The sequence below is a fragment of the Burkholderia sp. AU16741 genome (assembly GCF_002223345.1).
Classification (GTDB): Bacteria; Pseudomonadota; Gammaproteobacteria; order Burkholderiales; family Burkholderiaceae; genus Burkholderia; species Burkholderia sola.
In genome coordinates, this window is record NZ_NKEZ01000001.1 from 111001 (window position 1) to 124779 (window position 13779).

The 13779-nt window shown below is 69.3% G+C and carries 11 protein-coding genes; 8 read left to right on the forward strand and 3 right to left on the reverse strand.

The window, feature by feature from the left end:
- Nucleotides 1-156: 156 nt before the first annotated feature.
- Nucleotides 157-1038 carry a GyrI-like domain-containing protein gene (locus CFB89_RS00550; RefSeq protein ID WP_089466333.1) on the reverse strand — a complete coding sequence of 294 codons (882 nt, stop codon included), beginning with the start codon at nucleotides 1036-1038 and terminating at the stop codon, nucleotides 157-159.
- A 276-nt stretch (nucleotides 1039-1314) separates the two neighbouring features.
- Here CFB89_RS00550 and CFB89_RS00555 point away from each other — a divergent pair, with 276 nt between their 5' ends.
- The 4 genes from CFB89_RS00555 to eutC all read left to right on the forward strand — a co-directional run bounded on the left by CFB89_RS00555 (nucleotide 1315) and on the right by eutC (nucleotide 6715).
- Nucleotides 1315-2778, forward strand: a complete 1464-nt coding sequence (locus tag CFB89_RS00555; RefSeq protein ID WP_089466334.1) for a mechanosensitive ion channel — start codon at nucleotides 1315-1317, stop codon at nucleotides 2776-2778.
- A 232-nt stretch (nucleotides 2779-3010) separates the two neighbouring features.
- Nucleotides 3011-4423, forward strand: a complete 1413-nt coding sequence (eat, locus tag CFB89_RS00560; RefSeq protein WP_089466335.1) for an ethanolamine permease — start codon at nucleotides 3011-3013, stop codon at nucleotides 4421-4423.
- A 100-nt stretch (nucleotides 4424-4523) separates the two neighbouring features.
- Nucleotides 4524-5921, forward strand: a complete 1398-nt coding sequence (locus tag CFB89_RS00565; RefSeq protein WP_089466336.1) for an ethanolamine ammonia-lyase subunit EutB — start codon at nucleotides 4524-4526, stop codon at nucleotides 5919-5921.
- On the forward strand, nucleotides 5918-6715 hold the full coding sequence (gene eutC / locus CFB89_RS00570) for an ethanolamine ammonia-lyase subunit EutC (RefSeq protein ID WP_089466337.1): 798 nt from the start codon (nucleotides 5918-5920) through the stop codon (nucleotides 6713-6715). Before CFB89_RS00565 ends, eutC begins: the two co-directional genes overlap by 4 nt.
- Here eutC and CFB89_RS00575 read toward each other — a convergent pair.
- Nucleotides 6708-7592, reverse strand: coding sequence for a LysR family transcriptional regulator (locus CFB89_RS00575; RefSeq protein WP_089466338.1), 885 nt, complete (start codon nucleotides 7590-7592; stop codon nucleotides 6708-6710). The genes eutC and CFB89_RS00575 overlap by 8 nt on opposite strands.
- A gap of 159 nt (nucleotides 7593-7751) precedes the next feature.
- Between CFB89_RS00575 and CFB89_RS00580 the strand changes: the two genes are divergently transcribed.
- Nucleotides 7752-9365, forward strand: a complete 1614-nt coding sequence (locus CFB89_RS00580; protein WP_089466339.1) for an MFS transporter — start codon at nucleotides 7752-7754, stop codon at nucleotides 9363-9365.
- 137 nt (nucleotides 9366-9502) lie between these two features.
- Here CFB89_RS00580 and CFB89_RS00585 read toward each other — a convergent pair whose 3' ends face one another.
- On the reverse strand, nucleotides 9503-9931 hold the full coding sequence (locus CFB89_RS00585; RefSeq protein ID WP_089466445.1) for a pyridoxamine 5'-phosphate oxidase family protein: 429 nt from the start codon (nucleotides 9929-9931) through the stop codon (nucleotides 9503-9505).
- 331 nt (nucleotides 9932-10262) lie between these two features.
- On the opposite strand from CFB89_RS00585, the gene CFB89_RS00590 reads away from it, so the two are divergent.
- From CFB89_RS00590 to CFB89_RS00600, 3 genes are all read left to right on the forward strand, one after another.
- Complete coding sequence (locus CFB89_RS00590; protein ID WP_089466340.1) at nucleotides 10263-11789, forward strand: aldehyde dehydrogenase family protein; 1527 nt, start codon at nucleotides 10263-10265, stop codon at nucleotides 11787-11789.
- A gap of 183 nt (nucleotides 11790-11972) precedes the next feature.
- Nucleotides 11973-12521, forward strand: a complete 549-nt coding sequence (locus tag CFB89_RS00595) for a hypothetical protein (RefSeq protein ID WP_089466341.1) — start codon at nucleotides 11973-11975, stop codon at nucleotides 12519-12521.
- Nucleotides 12522-12726: 205 nt separating this feature from the next.
- Nucleotides 12727-13743 (forward strand): helix-turn-helix domain-containing protein, encoded by a 1017-nt coding sequence (locus CFB89_RS00600; protein WP_089466342.1) that lies wholly within the window; start codon nucleotides 12727-12729, stop codon nucleotides 13741-13743.
- Nucleotides 13744-13779: the final 36 nt, after the last annotated feature.

Genomic DNA, 13779 nt, shown 5'->3' on the forward strand with positions numbered 1-13779 from the left:
CTATCCGCACGTTCGCGCCGGCCGAGCATACGCACAGGCCGGCGCGCTTCGTTCGACAGCCGGCGCACCGGCATGCCCGATGTCGTCCCGGGCATGCTCGCACCGCAATATCGTCGCGGTCCGTTCAGATACACGGCGCCACGACGTATCCGTCGCTCAGCGAAGCGGCAGGTGAATTTCGGTGCGCAGGTCGGCCGGCGCCGTATCCATCGGCGTATTGAGGTACAACTCGAACGGCGGCGCGTCGGCGGCTTCGCGGCCCGAGTGACGCAGCCAGTCGCCGTAGAGCCACTGGTAGGCCGTATTCAGGTCCGCATACGGCCCCGTATGCAACAGCACCGCGTATTCACCGCCCGCGATCGTCGCACGCTCGACCGGCGGCACGGGCGCGACGTCCGGCGCGCCGTCGGCCGGCATGACGCACGCTTTCGCGCGCAATTGCGCTTCAGGCGTCGTGTCCGGATCGTCGTAGAAGATCCCGATCATCTTCGCGCCCGGGCCGATCAGCCCGTGCTGCCCGACCCACGCGCCGATCTGCCCGAACGCATCGCCGACCTTCATGTACGCGCCAGTGTGCGCCACCGCGTAGCCACGCAGTTCCGGCAGGCGCCGGATCTCGACCTCGTGCTTGAACATGTCTGCCTCGCCTCTCTGTAGTGGATAAATCGGCCGGTGGGTGCCCGTGCGCCGATGCTGCGCGGGCAGCACGCCGTACGCGTCGCGAAACGCCCGTGCGAACGCGTGCGTCGAACCGTAGCCCGCGCGCCGCGCGATCTCGTCGAGCGGCCGCGTGGTGCAGACCAGATCCTCGGATGCCCGCACGATCCGCATGCGTCGCACCGTCAGCACGATCGATTCGCCGTACAGCGCGCGGTAGACGCGCTGCCAGTGATACGGCGACAGGCACGCGATTTCGGCGAGCCGGTTCAGGTCGAGCGGGCCGTCGAGATGCGCGCCGATGTATGCATGGACGCGCGCCACGCTTCCCGCATAGCGCACCCACGCGGGCGGATCGGTTTTGGTGTCGGCTGGGGTCATCGGCGTGTCCGGGCTGGAACCGACGCCACGGTAGCACGGGCCGAATGGACAAATCTTGCGGAAATGTCGGACACCCAACGATTCGCCCCTTTTTGATTCCCGACGAAATAGGGTCTTGCCCCTCCGGGATCACCGACTAAAGTTAAAGACGGTGAAATCGGGTGAACGCGTCATTTTTCTCGGGTAAGTTGCTCGGACGGGGCAGCATGCTTTTCGAATTACGCAGGTCGTTCGTCGATGTTCAATCGTCACACCACGTTTTCGGGAGAAGAAGAAATGGATGCTTCCAGCTTCATCACGTCGCTGCAGGCCACGCTAGGCGGATACCTGCCCAAGATCGCCGGCGCGATCGGCATCCTGGTGATCGGCTGGCTGATCGCCGTCGCGGTGCGGGCCGGCGCGCTCCGGCTGCTCAACGCGCTGAAGGTCGATCAGCGGATTACCGACAGCACGGGTCAGGGCGCGTGCGTCGAACGCATCATCGCCAGCGGCCTGTTCTGGCTCGTGCTGCTCGTCACCGCGGTGGGCATCTTCAACGTGCTCAACCTGTACGCGGTCTCCAATCCGTTCTCGCTGCTCGTCACGCACATCGTCAACTACCTGCCGAACCTGATCGGCGGCGCGGCGCTGACGCTGATCGCGTGGCTGATCGCGTCGCTGCTGCGCAGCCTCGCGAACCGCGCGCTGAAGGCGAGCAAGGTCGACGCCACGCTGTCCGAAAGCGCCGGCATGCAGCCGATGAGCGGCTATCTCGGCGACGTGCTGTTCTGGCTCGTGATCCTGATGTTCCTGCCGGCGATCCTCGCGTCGTTCGCGCTGTCGGGCCTGCTCTCGCCGGTGCAGGGGATGGTCGACAAGCTGCTCGCGATCGTGCCGAACATCTTTGCCGCCGCGGCGATCGGCTTCGTCGGCTGGATCGTCGCGCGCGTGCTGCGCGGCCTCGTGACGAACCTGCTGGTCGCCGCCGGCGCCGATCGCCTCACGCAAGGCATCGACAGCCCGACGCCGGTGCGCGTGTCGAGCCTGGTCGGCACGATCGTCTACGTGTTCGTGTTCGTGCCGACGCTGATCTCCGCGCTCGACGCGCTGAAGATCGACGCGATCTCGATCCCCGCGACCAACATGCTGAACCAGTTCCTCGGCGCGGTGCCGGACATCGTCGCGGCGATCGTGATCGTGCTCGTCACGTTCTACTTCGCGCGCTTCGTCGCGTCGCTCGCGCAGAAGCTGCTGGAAGCCGCCGGCGTCGACGGGCTGCCGGCCGTGCTCGGTGTCGAGCGCGTGTTCTCGGGCATCCTGCAGCCGTCGGTGCTGGTCGCGCGGCTGATCGTGTTCTTCGCGATGCTGTTCGCGTCGGTCGAGGCCGCGAACCGGCTCGGCTTCACGCAGGTGCGCGACGTCGTCACGCTGTTCATCGAATTCGGCGGCCACGTGCTGATGGGCGGCGTGATCCTCGTGATCGGCGTGTGGCTCGCGGGCCTCGCGCGCCGCGTGATCGAGCAGGCCGACCGCGAGCACAGCGTGCTGTTCGCGCGCATCGCGCAATTCGCGATCCTCGGTCTCGTGTTCGCGATGGGGCTGCGCGCGATGGGCATCGCGAACGAAATCGTCCAGCTCGCGTTCGGCCTCGTGCTCGGCGCGATCGCGGTGGCCGTCGCGCTGTCGTTCGGCCTCGGCGGCCGGGAAGCGGCCGGCAAGCTGCTCGACCGCTGGTTCAATCAGCGCGGCGGCGGCCAGTAACGCCGGCCGGCATGGCCGATCCGGCCCGCATCGCGCGGGCCGGATCGGCGTGGCAACGCGCGCGGCCGAGGTTGCCGCGAGCGGTACCGCCAGCGTGTCCGCAAGCATTTCCGCAAGCGAAATGTCAGCCGCGATCTTTGCCGAATTTCGATAACACGTCGTTTAATGACTCTCTAGCATCGATTCTCAGTCGCGCGGGCCCGCAGGCCGGCGCCTTTGAGGAGAGAGTCCGATGAAAGCAGAGTCGAATGGCCGGCCCGCCGCCGGCGCCAAGTCCGCCGGCCAGCCCGCGCTGCAGCAGACGCTCGGGACCTGGCAACTGTGGGGCATCGCGGTCGGCCTGGTGATTTCCGGCGAATACTTCGGCTGGAGCTACGGCTGGGCGAGCGCCGGCACGCTGGGTTTCGTGATCACCGCGCTGTTCGTCGCGGCGATGTACACCACCTTCATCTTCAGTTTCACCGAGCTGACGACGTCGATCCCGCATGCGGGCGGCCCGTTCGCGTATGCGCGCCGCGCGTTCGGCCCGACCGGCGGCTATCTGGCCGGCGCGGCGACGCTCGTCGAGTTCGTGTTCGCGCCGCCCGCGATCGCGCTCGCGATCGGCGCGTACCTGCACGTGCAGTTTCCGGGGCTCGAACCGAAACACGCGGCGATGGGCGCGTATCTCGTGTTCATGGCGCTGAACATCGTCGGCGTGCAGATCGCGGCGACCTTCGAGCTCGTCGTCACGCTGCTCGCGATCTTCGAGCTGCTGGTGTTCATGGGCGTCGTGTCGCCGGGCTTCTCGTGGAGCAACTTCACGAAGGGCGGCTGGTCGGGCGCCGATCACTTCAGCGTGGGCGCATTCCACGGGATGTTCGCGGCGATTCCGTTCGCGATCTGGTTCTTCCTCGCGATCGAGGGCGTCGCGATGGCCGCCGAGGAAGCGAAGAATCCGAAGCGCTCGATTCCGATCGCCTACGTGGCCGGGATCCTGACCCTCGTCGCGCTCGCGATCGGCGTGATGGTGTTCGCCGGCGGCGCGGGCGACTGGACCAAGCTCGCGAACATCAACGATCCGCTGCCGCAGGCGATGAAGTACATCGTCGGCGCGAACAGCGGCTGGATGCACATGCTCGTGTGGCTGGGGCTGTTCGGGCTCGTCGCGTCGTTCCACGGGATCATCCTCGGCTATTCGCGCCAGATCTTCGCGCTGGCCCGCGAAGGCTATCTGCCCGAATGGCTCGGGAAGGTGCATCCGCGCTTCAAGACCCCGCATCGCGCGATTCTCGCGGGCGGTGTGGTCGGGATTGCCGCGATCTACAGCGACGAGCTGATCCAGTTCGGCGGGCAGACGCTCACCGCGAATATCGTGACGATGTCGGTATTCGGTGCGATCGTGATGTATATCGTGAGCATGGCGGCGCTGTTCAAGCTGCGCCGCTCGCAGCCGAACCTGGAGCGGCCGTTCCGCGCGCCGCTGTATCCGATCTTCCCGGCCTTCGCGATCCTGGCCGCGCTCGTCTGCCTCGGTACGATGGTGGTTTTCAACGGGCTGGTCGCGCTGGTGTTCGTCGGCTTCCTCGCGGTCGGCTACGCGTACTTCCTCGCGACCCGTTCGCAGCGCGCGAGCGCGCCCGGCGACGCGCTGCTGGAGGAGTGAGCGCGGTGACGACGATGAACGTGAAAGGCCGTTCCTGACGGCATCCGGCGCGCCCCGTCGAACGGGCGCGCCGTCGGCTTTTGGCAAGGAGATTCGAACGATGTCCTATACGGAGACGATCGGTCCGCGCACGTACCGCTTCGCGGACCTGAAGACGCTGCTCGCGAAGGCGAGCCCGCTGCGTTCCGGCGATCAGCTCGCCGGCGTCGCGGCGGCGAGCGAGGAGGAGCGCGTCGCCGCGAAGATCGCGCTCGCGGGCGTGCCGCTGAAGGCGTTCCTGAACGACGCGGTGATCCCGTATGAAGACGACGAGGTCACGCGGCTCATCATCGACGATCACGACGCGCACGCGTTCGCCGAAATCTCGCACCTCACCGTCGGCGATTTCCGCAACTGGCTGCTGTCGCCCGCGGCCGACGGCGCGGCGCTCGAACGGATCGCGCCGGGGCTCACGCCCGAGATGGTCGCGGCCGTGTCGAAGCTGATGCGCAACCAGGACCTGATCGCGGCCGCGAGGAAGCGCCGCGTCGTCACCCGCTTTCGCAACACGGTCGGGCTGGCCGGCCGGATGTCGGTGCGGCTGCAGCCGAACCATCCGACCGACGACGTGAAGGGGATCGCCGCGTCGATGCTCGACGGGCTGATGTACGGCTGCGGCGACGCGATGATCGGCATCAACCCGGCCACCGACAGCCTCGCGGCGATCGTGAAGCTGCTCGCGATGATCGACGGCTTCCGCGAGCGCTACGGCGTGCCGACGCAGTCGTGCGTGCTCACCCACGTGACCAACACGATCGCGGCGATCGAGAAGGGCGCGCCGGTCGATCTCGTGTTCCAGTCGATCGCGGGCACCGAGAAGGCGAACGCGAGCTTCGGGATCTCGCTCGCGCTGCTCGCCGAGGCGCGCGAGGCCGCGTTGGCGCTCAAGCGCGGCACGGTGGGCGACAACCTGATGTATTTCGAGACGGGCCAGGGCAGCGCGCTGTCGGCGAACGCGCATTTCGGCGTCGACCAGCAGACCTGCGAAGTGCGCGCGTACGGGGTCGCGCGCAAGTTCGAGCCGTTCCTCGTGAACACGGTGGTCGGCTTCATCGGGCCCGAATACCTGTACGACGGCAAGCAGATCATCCGCGCGGGGCTCGAGGATCACTTCTGCGGCAAGCTGCTCGGCGTGCCGATGGGCTGCGACATCTGCTACACGAACCACGCGGAAGCCGACCAGGACGACATGGACACGCTGCTGACGCTGCTGGGGGCGGCCGGCATCAACTTCATCATGGGGATTCCGGGCGCGGACGACGTGATGCTGAACTACCAGAGCACGTCGTTCCACGATCAGCTGTACGTGCGCGAGGTGCTCGGCCTGCGCCGCGCGCCGGAATTCGAGGAATGGCTGGAGACGATGGAGATCGCCGACGCGCACGGCGCGCTGCGCGCGGCGTCGGCACGCGTGCCGCTGCTCGCGGGCGCGAACGACTGGATGGGGATTTCCGCATGAGCGACGCCGTCGAGAAGAATCCGTGGGCGCAGCTGAAGTCGTTCACGAACGCGCGGATCGCGCTCGGCCGCGCGGGCAACAGCCTGCCGACCGCGCCGCTGCTGGCCTTCAACCTGTCGCATGCGCAGGCGCGCGACGCGGTGCATCAGCCGCTCGACGCGGACGCGCTGCGGCGCGAGATCGAGGCGGCCGGCATGCTGCCGACGCTGCGCGTGCAGAGCGCCGCGCCCGACCGCGACCACTACCTGCGCCGGCCCGATCTCGGCCGCAAACTGTCGGACGACAGCCGCGGGCTGCTGGCCGGCTACGGGGCCGCGCTCGACGACGCGCCCGATGTCGTGTTCGTGGTCGGCGACGGGCTGTCGGCGTTCGCGGCCGCGAAGCAGGCGCTGCCGCTGTTGCAGGCCGTGCGGCCGAAGCTCGACGCGGACGGCTGGCGGATCGGCCCGGTGGTGGTCGCGACGCAGGCGCGCGTCGCGCTCGGCGACGAGATCGGCGAGCTGCTGCGCGCGAAGGTGGTCGCAATGCTGATCGGCGAACGGCCGGGGCTCAGCTCGCCGGACAGCCTCGGCGTGTACCTGACGTGGGCGCCGAAGGTCGGCTGTCACGACGCGCTGCGCAACTGCATCTCGAACGTGCGGCCCGAAGGGCTGCCGCATGCGGCCGCCGCGCACAAGCTGCATTACCTGATGACGCATGCGCGCCGCCTCGGGCTGACGGGCGTCGGGCTGAAGGACGACAGCGACGCGCTGCTGCCGCCGGCGCAAGCGGAGCGGATCGGCGCGACTACCTGAACAGCCGCTCGCACAGGAAATCGACGAACACGCGCAGCTTCGGCGACAACTGCCGGCTCGACGGCCACACGATCGAGAACTGCCCCGGCGCGATCCGGTAGTCGTCGAGCACGGTGACGAGCGCGCCGTGTTCGAGCGCGTCGCGCGCGAGGAAGTCGGGCATGTAGCCGATGCCGAGCCCCGCGAGCACGGCGCCGCGCAGCGCCTCCATGTTGTTGCAGGTCATCGCGGTGCGCAGCGTGAGCGGCGTGCCGTCGTCGGCCGCGAGCGCCCAGTCCTGCAGCTTGCCGGTGGTCGGGAAGCAGTAGCGCACGCAGTCGTGCGCTTCGAGCTCGCGCGGCGTGCGCGGCGTGCCGGCCCGCGCGAGATACGCGGGCGTCGCGCACAGCACGAACGCGAACGGGCCGAGCCGCCGCGACATCAGGCTCGAATCGGACAGCGGGCCGCTGCGGATCACCGCGTCGAAGCCGCCTTCGACGACGTCGACCATCCGGTCGTTGAAATCGAGATCGAGCTCGACGTCCGGATAGCGCTGCCGGAACTCGGGCAGCACCGGCAGCAGGAAGCGGTAGCCGATCACCGGCAGGCTCACGCGCAGCTTGCCGCGCGGGCGCTGCGCGGACGCCGTGACGGTTGCCTCCGCGTCGCGGAAATCCTCGAGGATCCGCTGGCAGCGCTCGTAGAAATGCCGCCCCTCGTCGGTGAGCGTCACGCGCCGCGTCGTGCGGTTGAACAGGCGCACGCCGAGCGACTGCTCGAGTTTCGCGATCGTCTTGCCGACGGCGGACGCCGAAATGCCGAGCGCACGGCCGGCCGCGACGAAGCTCAGCGCTTCGGCGGCACGGACGAACGCGACAATGCCGGTGAGGTTTTCCATCGAATCGAACGGTGTGCGGGGCAACGCACGGTAGTTGGCGCGATTGCGGAATTCTAGTCCGTTATATGCGGAGCTTCGCGTGGTTTTTCGCGAATTGAATCCGATTTATCTTCTGTCGCTCTGAGGGCGCATCCGCGCCGGCTTTTTCGAGGAGCGATGATGGATCACCCTGTTTCAGCCGTTTCGGCCCACGCGGCGCGCCGGCGCGCCTGGGTGCTGGCCGCCGTCTGCATGGCCGCGGTCGCGCTGCCGCTGTCGTTTTCGGGCGGCGCGGTCGCGACGCCGGCGATCGGCCGCGACCTGCACGGCAGCCCGGTCGCGATGAACTGGATCACCAACGCATTCATGCTCGCGTTCGGCAGCTTCCTGATGGCGTCGGGCGCGCTGGCCGACCAGTTCGGCCGCAAGCGCCTGTTCGCGATCGGCGTCGGCGGCTTCACGCTGATGTCGGTCGCGCTCGCGTTCGCGCCGTCGATCCTCGCGGTCGACCTGCTGCGCGCCGCGCAAGGGCTCGCGGCGGCCGCGGCGCTCGCCGGCGGCACGGCCGCGCTCGCGCAGGAATTCGACGGCGCGGCGCGCACGCGTGCATTCAGCCTGCTCGGCACGACGTTCGGGATCGGGCTCGCATTCGGGCCCGTGCTCGCCGGCGGGCTGATCGGGCATTACGGCTGGCGCGCGATCTTCGTGACGAGCGCGGTGGCCGGCGTGCTGTCGCTCGCGTTCGGGCTGCCGCGCATGCACGAATCGCGCGATCCGCACGCGACGGGGCTCGACTGGCCCGGCACGATCGCGTTCACGGCCGCGCTGACGCTGTTCACGTTCGGCGTGATCGAGGCGCCCGCGCGCGGCTGGTCGAGCCCGCTCGTGATCGCGCTGCTGGCCGGCGCGGCGCTCGGCGCGTGCGCGTTCGTGACGATCGAGACGCGCGTCGCGCGGCCGATGCTCGACCTGTCGCTGTTCCGCATCGCGCGCTTCGTCGGCGTGCAGGTGCTGCCGGTGTCGACCTGCTGCTGCTACATCGTGCTGCTCGTCGTGCTGCCGCTGCGCTTCATCGGTATCGACGGCTTCAGCGAGATCGACGCCGGCTGGCTGATGCTCGCGATCTCCGCGCCGATGCTGGTCGTGCCGCTCGTCGCCGCGACGCTCACGCGCCGGCTGTCGGCCGGCGTGATTTCCGGGCTCGGGCTGCTGGTCGCCGCGGCGGGGCTCGTGTGGCTCGGCATCGCGCTGCGCGGCGGCGCGGGGCCGGCGGCGATCGCGCCGATGCTCGCGATCGGCATCGGCGCCGGCATGCCGTGGGGGTTGATGGACGGGCTGTCGGTGAGCGTCGTGCCGAAGGAGCGCGCGGGGATGGCCACGGGCATTTTCAGCACGACGCGCGTGGCCGGCGAGGGGATCGCGCTGGCGATCGTCGGCGCGGTGCTGGCCGCGCTCGCGCAAGCGGGGCTCGCGCACGCGGCAGGGGCTGCCGGCACGCCGGACGCGACGCTGCGGGCCGCCGCGCGGCTCGCGACCGGCGATCTCGCGGGCGCGGCTGCCGCGTTGCCGGGTGTCGGCCGTGCGGCGTTGATCGCGAGCTACGCGCACGCGTTCGACCGGCTGCTGACCGCGCTGGCCGTCGTCACGGTGCTGTGCGCGGTGGTGGTGTTCGGGTTTCTCGGCGGGCGGCCGGTTGTCGGCGAAGCGGGCGACGAGGCGGACGGTCACGCACGGGCCGATGCGTCGACGCGCAGCAGGAGCGAACCGGCGTGTGTGGAGACGCACGGGCGTTGAGCGTTGCGCTGCGGCGGAGCATCGGCGCTTCGGCATCCCGGCATCCCGGCACATCGGCACATCGGCACATCGGCTTTCCGGACCACGCAGCCGCCGCGCCCGCGTCGTCCGTTCATTAAAGCCTCACCCGTCGCGCGTCACGCCAGCACGAGCGGCGGCAGCCCCGCATCCGCGCGCGCCTCTGCGCATTCCACCTCGATCACCAGATAGCGCAACGCATCCGGCCACAGGTGCGCGCGCGCTTGCGCATCCTCGTCGAGCGTCGCGCGGCCCTGCACGAGCCAGGTCGTCTGCCGCACGAAATCGACGAACAGCAGCGCGATGGCCGGATTCACGAGCAGGTTGCCGATCGTGTTGAGCAGGTTGTTGCCCGCGAAGTCGGGCAGCACCAGCGTGCGGCGGTCCGGGATATCGACGAGCGGCGTGAACGAGCCGTCGGCGCGCGGCTGGCGGCCGCGGTACGAACAGTCGGCGTTGCCGGCCGCATCGGCGGTCGCGACGATCAGGAAAACCTGCTCGCGGATGAAGGCGATGGCGTCGTCGGTCAGCGGGCCGCGATCGGTCATGGTGTCGGTCGGCGCGTGCGCCGTGGCGTGTGGATCCGCAACGGGCACGCAAGCGACATGCCACACGGCACGACGCGCGTGCGCGGGCAGCGCATCGCCGCGCACTGTGGAAATTCCGAACACCGGCCCCCTCGCTGCGCAATCGCGGTGTTCAGAATCGGTACACCGGCCGTGTTGCGGGCATGAACACCGCACGGTGCGAACCCGTGCCGGCCGCGATCGACGTGCGCCCGTTGCCGCCCGTTCCGTTTGGCACGCATGTTGCATGAGCGGGACCAGCGCATTCCAACCGGCGCTCTACTCACACAAGCACGATGAACAGGAGACATGTATGAACCCGTTTGACCTGAAACAACTGGGCCTCGACGTCGAATACCCGTACCGTCAGCAATACGACAACTACATCGGCGGCAAGTGGGTGGCGCCGGTGAAGGGCGAGTATTTCGAGAACGTGTCGCCGATCAACGGCCAGCCGTTCTGCCGCATCCCGCGCTCGGGCGCCGACGATATCGAGCTGGCGCTCGACGCCGCGCATGCCGCGCGCCGCAAGTGGGGCAAGACGTCGGTTGCCGAGCGCGCGAATCTGCTGCTCGCCGCCGCCGACCGGATGGAAAAGAACCTGAAGCTGCTGGCCGTGGCCGAGACGATCGACAACGGCAAGCCGCTGCGCGAGACGATGGCGGCCGACCTGCCGCTCGCGATCGACCACTTCCGCTACTTCGCGGGCTGCATCCGCGCGCAGGAAGGCGGCATCTCCGAGATCGACGACAACACCGTCGCGTACCACTTCCACGAGCCGCTCGGCGTGGTCGGCCAGATCATCCCGTGGAACTTCCCGCTGCTGATGGCCGCGTGGAAGCTCGCGCCGGCGCTCGCGGCCGGCTGCTGCGTGGTGATGAAGCCGGCCGAGCAGACGCCCGCGTCGGTGCTCGTGCTGATGGAGCTGATCGGCGACCTGTTCCCGGCCGGCACGATCAACATCGTGAACGGCTTCGGCAAGGAGGCGGGCGAAGCGCTCGCGACCAGCAAGCGGATCGCGAAGATCGCGTTCACGGGCTCGACGCCGGTCGGCAAGCACGTGCTGCGCGCCGCCGCCGAAAGCCTGATCCCGTCGACGGTCGAACTGGGCGGCAAGAGCCCGAACATCTTCTTCGCCGACGTGCTCGACCAGGACGACGCGTTCCTCGACAAGGCGCTCGAAGGGCTCGCGATGTTCGCGCTGAACCAGGGTGAAGTGTGCACGTGCCCGTCGCGGATCCTGATCCAGGAATCGATCTACGAACGCTTTATCGAGAAGGCCGTCGCGCGCGTCGAGCGCATCAAGTCCGGCCACCCGCTCGACCTGCAGACGATGATCGGCGCGCAGGCGTCGCAGCAGCAACTCGACAAGATCCTGTCGTACATCGACATCGGCCGCGGCGAAGGCGCGCAATGCCTGACGGGCGGCGAGCGTACGGCGCCGGCCGCCGATCTCGGCACGGGCTACTACGTGAAGCCGACGATGCTGCTCGGCAACAACAAGATGCGCGTGTTCCAGGAAGAGATCTTCGGGCCGGTCGCGTCGGTGATGACGTTCAAGGACGAGCAGGAAGCGATCGAACTCGCGAACGACACGTTCTACGGGCTCGGCGCGGGCGTGTGGACGCGCAACGGCACGCGCGCGTACCGGATGGGCCGCGAGGTCGAGGCCGGCCGCGTGTGGACCAACTGCTACCACCTGTACCCCGCGCATGCGGCGTTCGGCGGCTATAAGCAGTCGGGCATCGGCCGCGAGACGCACAAGATGGCGCTGTCGAACTATCAGCAGACGAAATGCCTGCTGGTCAGCTACCAGGCCGAGGCGCTCGGGTTCTTCTGATCGCCGAAGCCGTGGCGACGTGTCGGGGCCGGTCGGGCCCGGCACGTCGCGCGGTTCGATTTTCCTGTTCGACAGCCGGCGCCGGACGCGCTTTGTTGCGCAGCCGGCGCCGGCAACGCTGCCGGCCGCCGCGCACGCGTGGCGGCACGGCGCGCCAATGTGTGCGACGACCCCCGGCCCGGCATGGCAGACCTGCCCCGATCCTTTCCGCGTCACCCGGTCTTCCACCCGGGCGAACTCGACGCGCAACACCGCTTCGGCGTCGCCGACGAAGCCGAGCGGATGAGCGACGTCGTGACCACCCGATTGAGCGTCGGCGTGCGGCAGTTCGTCGAATCGCAACCGTTCATGTTCGTCGGCATGGCCTCCGGCGCCGGCGCATCGATGACCTGCGACATCGTGCGGAGCCGGCGCGACGCGAATGGCGATCTGCTGCCGGTGGTGCGCGTGATCGATACGAAGACGCTGCGGTTCGCGTTGCCGGCCGCGCATGACGGCGACGGCGGCCGGATCGACGCGGCCGCCTGCGACGGCCGGGGCGTCGGATTGCTGTTCGTCGATTTCGTGCGCGGCCTGCGCTATCGGATCAACGGTCGCGCCACGCTGCGCGCCGATCTGCCCGAAGCGGACGCGGCGCCGTGGGCGGCAGGCAGCGCGATCGTCGAACTGGCGATCGCGCAGGCCTACGGCAATTGCGGCACGCGGGTCGTGCGGCTGAAGCCGGGCCGGTAGCCGGCCTCGGGCACGCGCGGCGGCGCGCATGCGCGGTCGCCGCGCGGATCGCACCGGCCGCGTGCGCGGCATGCCGCCTTCGGGTGCGCCCGCATGGCGTGCATCGGCCGGACGGGCGTGCAATGGCGGGTTGCGCGCCCGGCCGTGCGGTTCGGCACGGGACTTGCGTGATACGCAGGGTTCCGCGCAGGTGAGGGAGGACACGATGAATCAACACGTGGCGTATACGGAAGAACCGACCGCCGAGGACACGCGGCGCAGCGCGCTGGGTGACGACGCGTTCGCCGGGCAGGCCGTCGTCAGCGTCGCGCACGATGCGGACGAGCAGGCGCGCAACCTGATCGGCTGGCGGCAGACCTACGACCAGCTCGCGGCCGGCCGCTTCGTCGGCACGCTGACCGAGCTGCCGCTCGACACGATGAAGCTGTTTCGCGAGTCGACCAGCCATCTGCTGCGCCAGGCGTGCGAAGTGCGCGGCGACGCTTACTGGTTCGGCATCCCGCTCGTGTGCGACGGCTCGGCGCGCGTCGATGCATGCCGGATCGGCCCCGGCGCACTCGCGTTCCGGCCCGGCAACGTCGAATTCGAACTCGTGACGCCCGCGCAGTTCTCGATCTACGGCGTCGTCGTGCGCGGCGACGTGCTGCGCCGCTACGCGGAGGAAGTCGAGCACCGCGCGCTCGACGAGCGGCTGTTCACGCAGCGCGTGATGCAGGTCGGCGACGCGCGGCTCGCACGCCTGTGCGCGCTGCTTGGCCGCCGGCTCGACGGCGCGGTGGCGATGGCCGGCCCGCTGCCCGATGCGCAGCGTGACGACCTGCAGGCCGAAGTGCTGGCCGCGCTGTTCGATGCGTGCGCGCAACCGGCGGACGATGGCAGCGGCGCCGCGCCGTCGACGCGCCGCTGGATCGTCGACCAGGCGCGCGATTACGTGCTCGCGCACCGCACGCGGCCGGTCGGCGTGCCCGAGCTGTGCGAACAGTTGCACGTGAGCCGGCGCACGCTGCAGTACTGCTTCCAGGACGTGCTCGGGATGGCGCCCGCGACCTACCTGCGCACGCTGCGGCTGAACGGCGCGCGGCGCGACCTGTGCGGGCGCGCGGCCGGCTCGGTTCAGGACGTCGCGGAGGCGTGGGGCTTCTGGCATCTGAGCCAGTTCGCGACCGATTACCGGCGCCTGTTCGGCAAGCGGCCGTCGGAGACGCTGCGCGATCGCGCGTGAGGGGCGCGGCGAGCCGGGCGGCCGGCGCGGCGCTGG

What these genes read in the sequence shown, in the direction of transcription:
- CFB89_RS00550 (WP_089466333.1), bottom strand. Translation starts at nt 1,038, where the DNA reads ATGACCCCAGCCGACACCAAAACCGATCCGCCCGCGTGGGTGCGCTAT.
- CFB89_RS00555 (WP_089466334.1), top strand. Translation starts at nt 1,315, where the DNA reads ATGGATGCTTCCAGCTTCATCACGTCGCTGCAGGCCACGCTAGGCGGA.
- eat (WP_089466335.1), top strand. Translation starts at nt 3,011, where the DNA reads ATGAAAGCAGAGTCGAATGGCCGGCCCGCCGCCGGCGCCAAGTCCGCC.
- CFB89_RS00565 (WP_089466336.1), top strand. Translation starts at nt 4,524, where the DNA reads ATGTCCTATACGGAGACGATCGGTCCGCGCACGTACCGCTTCGCGGAC.
- eutC (WP_089466337.1), top strand. Translation starts at nt 5,918, where the DNA reads ATGAGCGACGCCGTCGAGAAGAATCCGTGGGCGCAGCTGAAGTCGTTC.
- CFB89_RS00575 (WP_089466338.1), bottom strand. Translation starts at nt 7,592, where the DNA reads ATGGAAAACCTCACCGGCATTGTCGCGTTCGTCCGTGCCGCCGAAGCG.
- CFB89_RS00580 (WP_089466339.1), top strand. Translation starts at nt 7,752, where the DNA reads ATGGATCACCCTGTTTCAGCCGTTTCGGCCCACGCGGCGCGCCGGCGC.
- CFB89_RS00585 (WP_089466445.1), bottom strand. Translation starts at nt 9,931, where the DNA reads ATGACCGATCGCGGCCCGCTGACCGACGACGCCATCGCCTTCATCCGC.
- CFB89_RS00590 (WP_089466340.1), top strand. Translation starts at nt 10,263, where the DNA reads ATGAACCCGTTTGACCTGAAACAACTGGGCCTCGACGTCGAATACCCG.
- CFB89_RS00595 (WP_089466341.1), top strand. Translation starts at nt 11,973, where the DNA reads ATGGCAGACCTGCCCCGATCCTTTCCGCGTCACCCGGTCTTCCACCCG.
- CFB89_RS00600 (WP_089466342.1), top strand. Translation starts at nt 12,727, where the DNA reads ATGAATCAACACGTGGCGTATACGGAAGAACCGACCGCCGAGGACACG.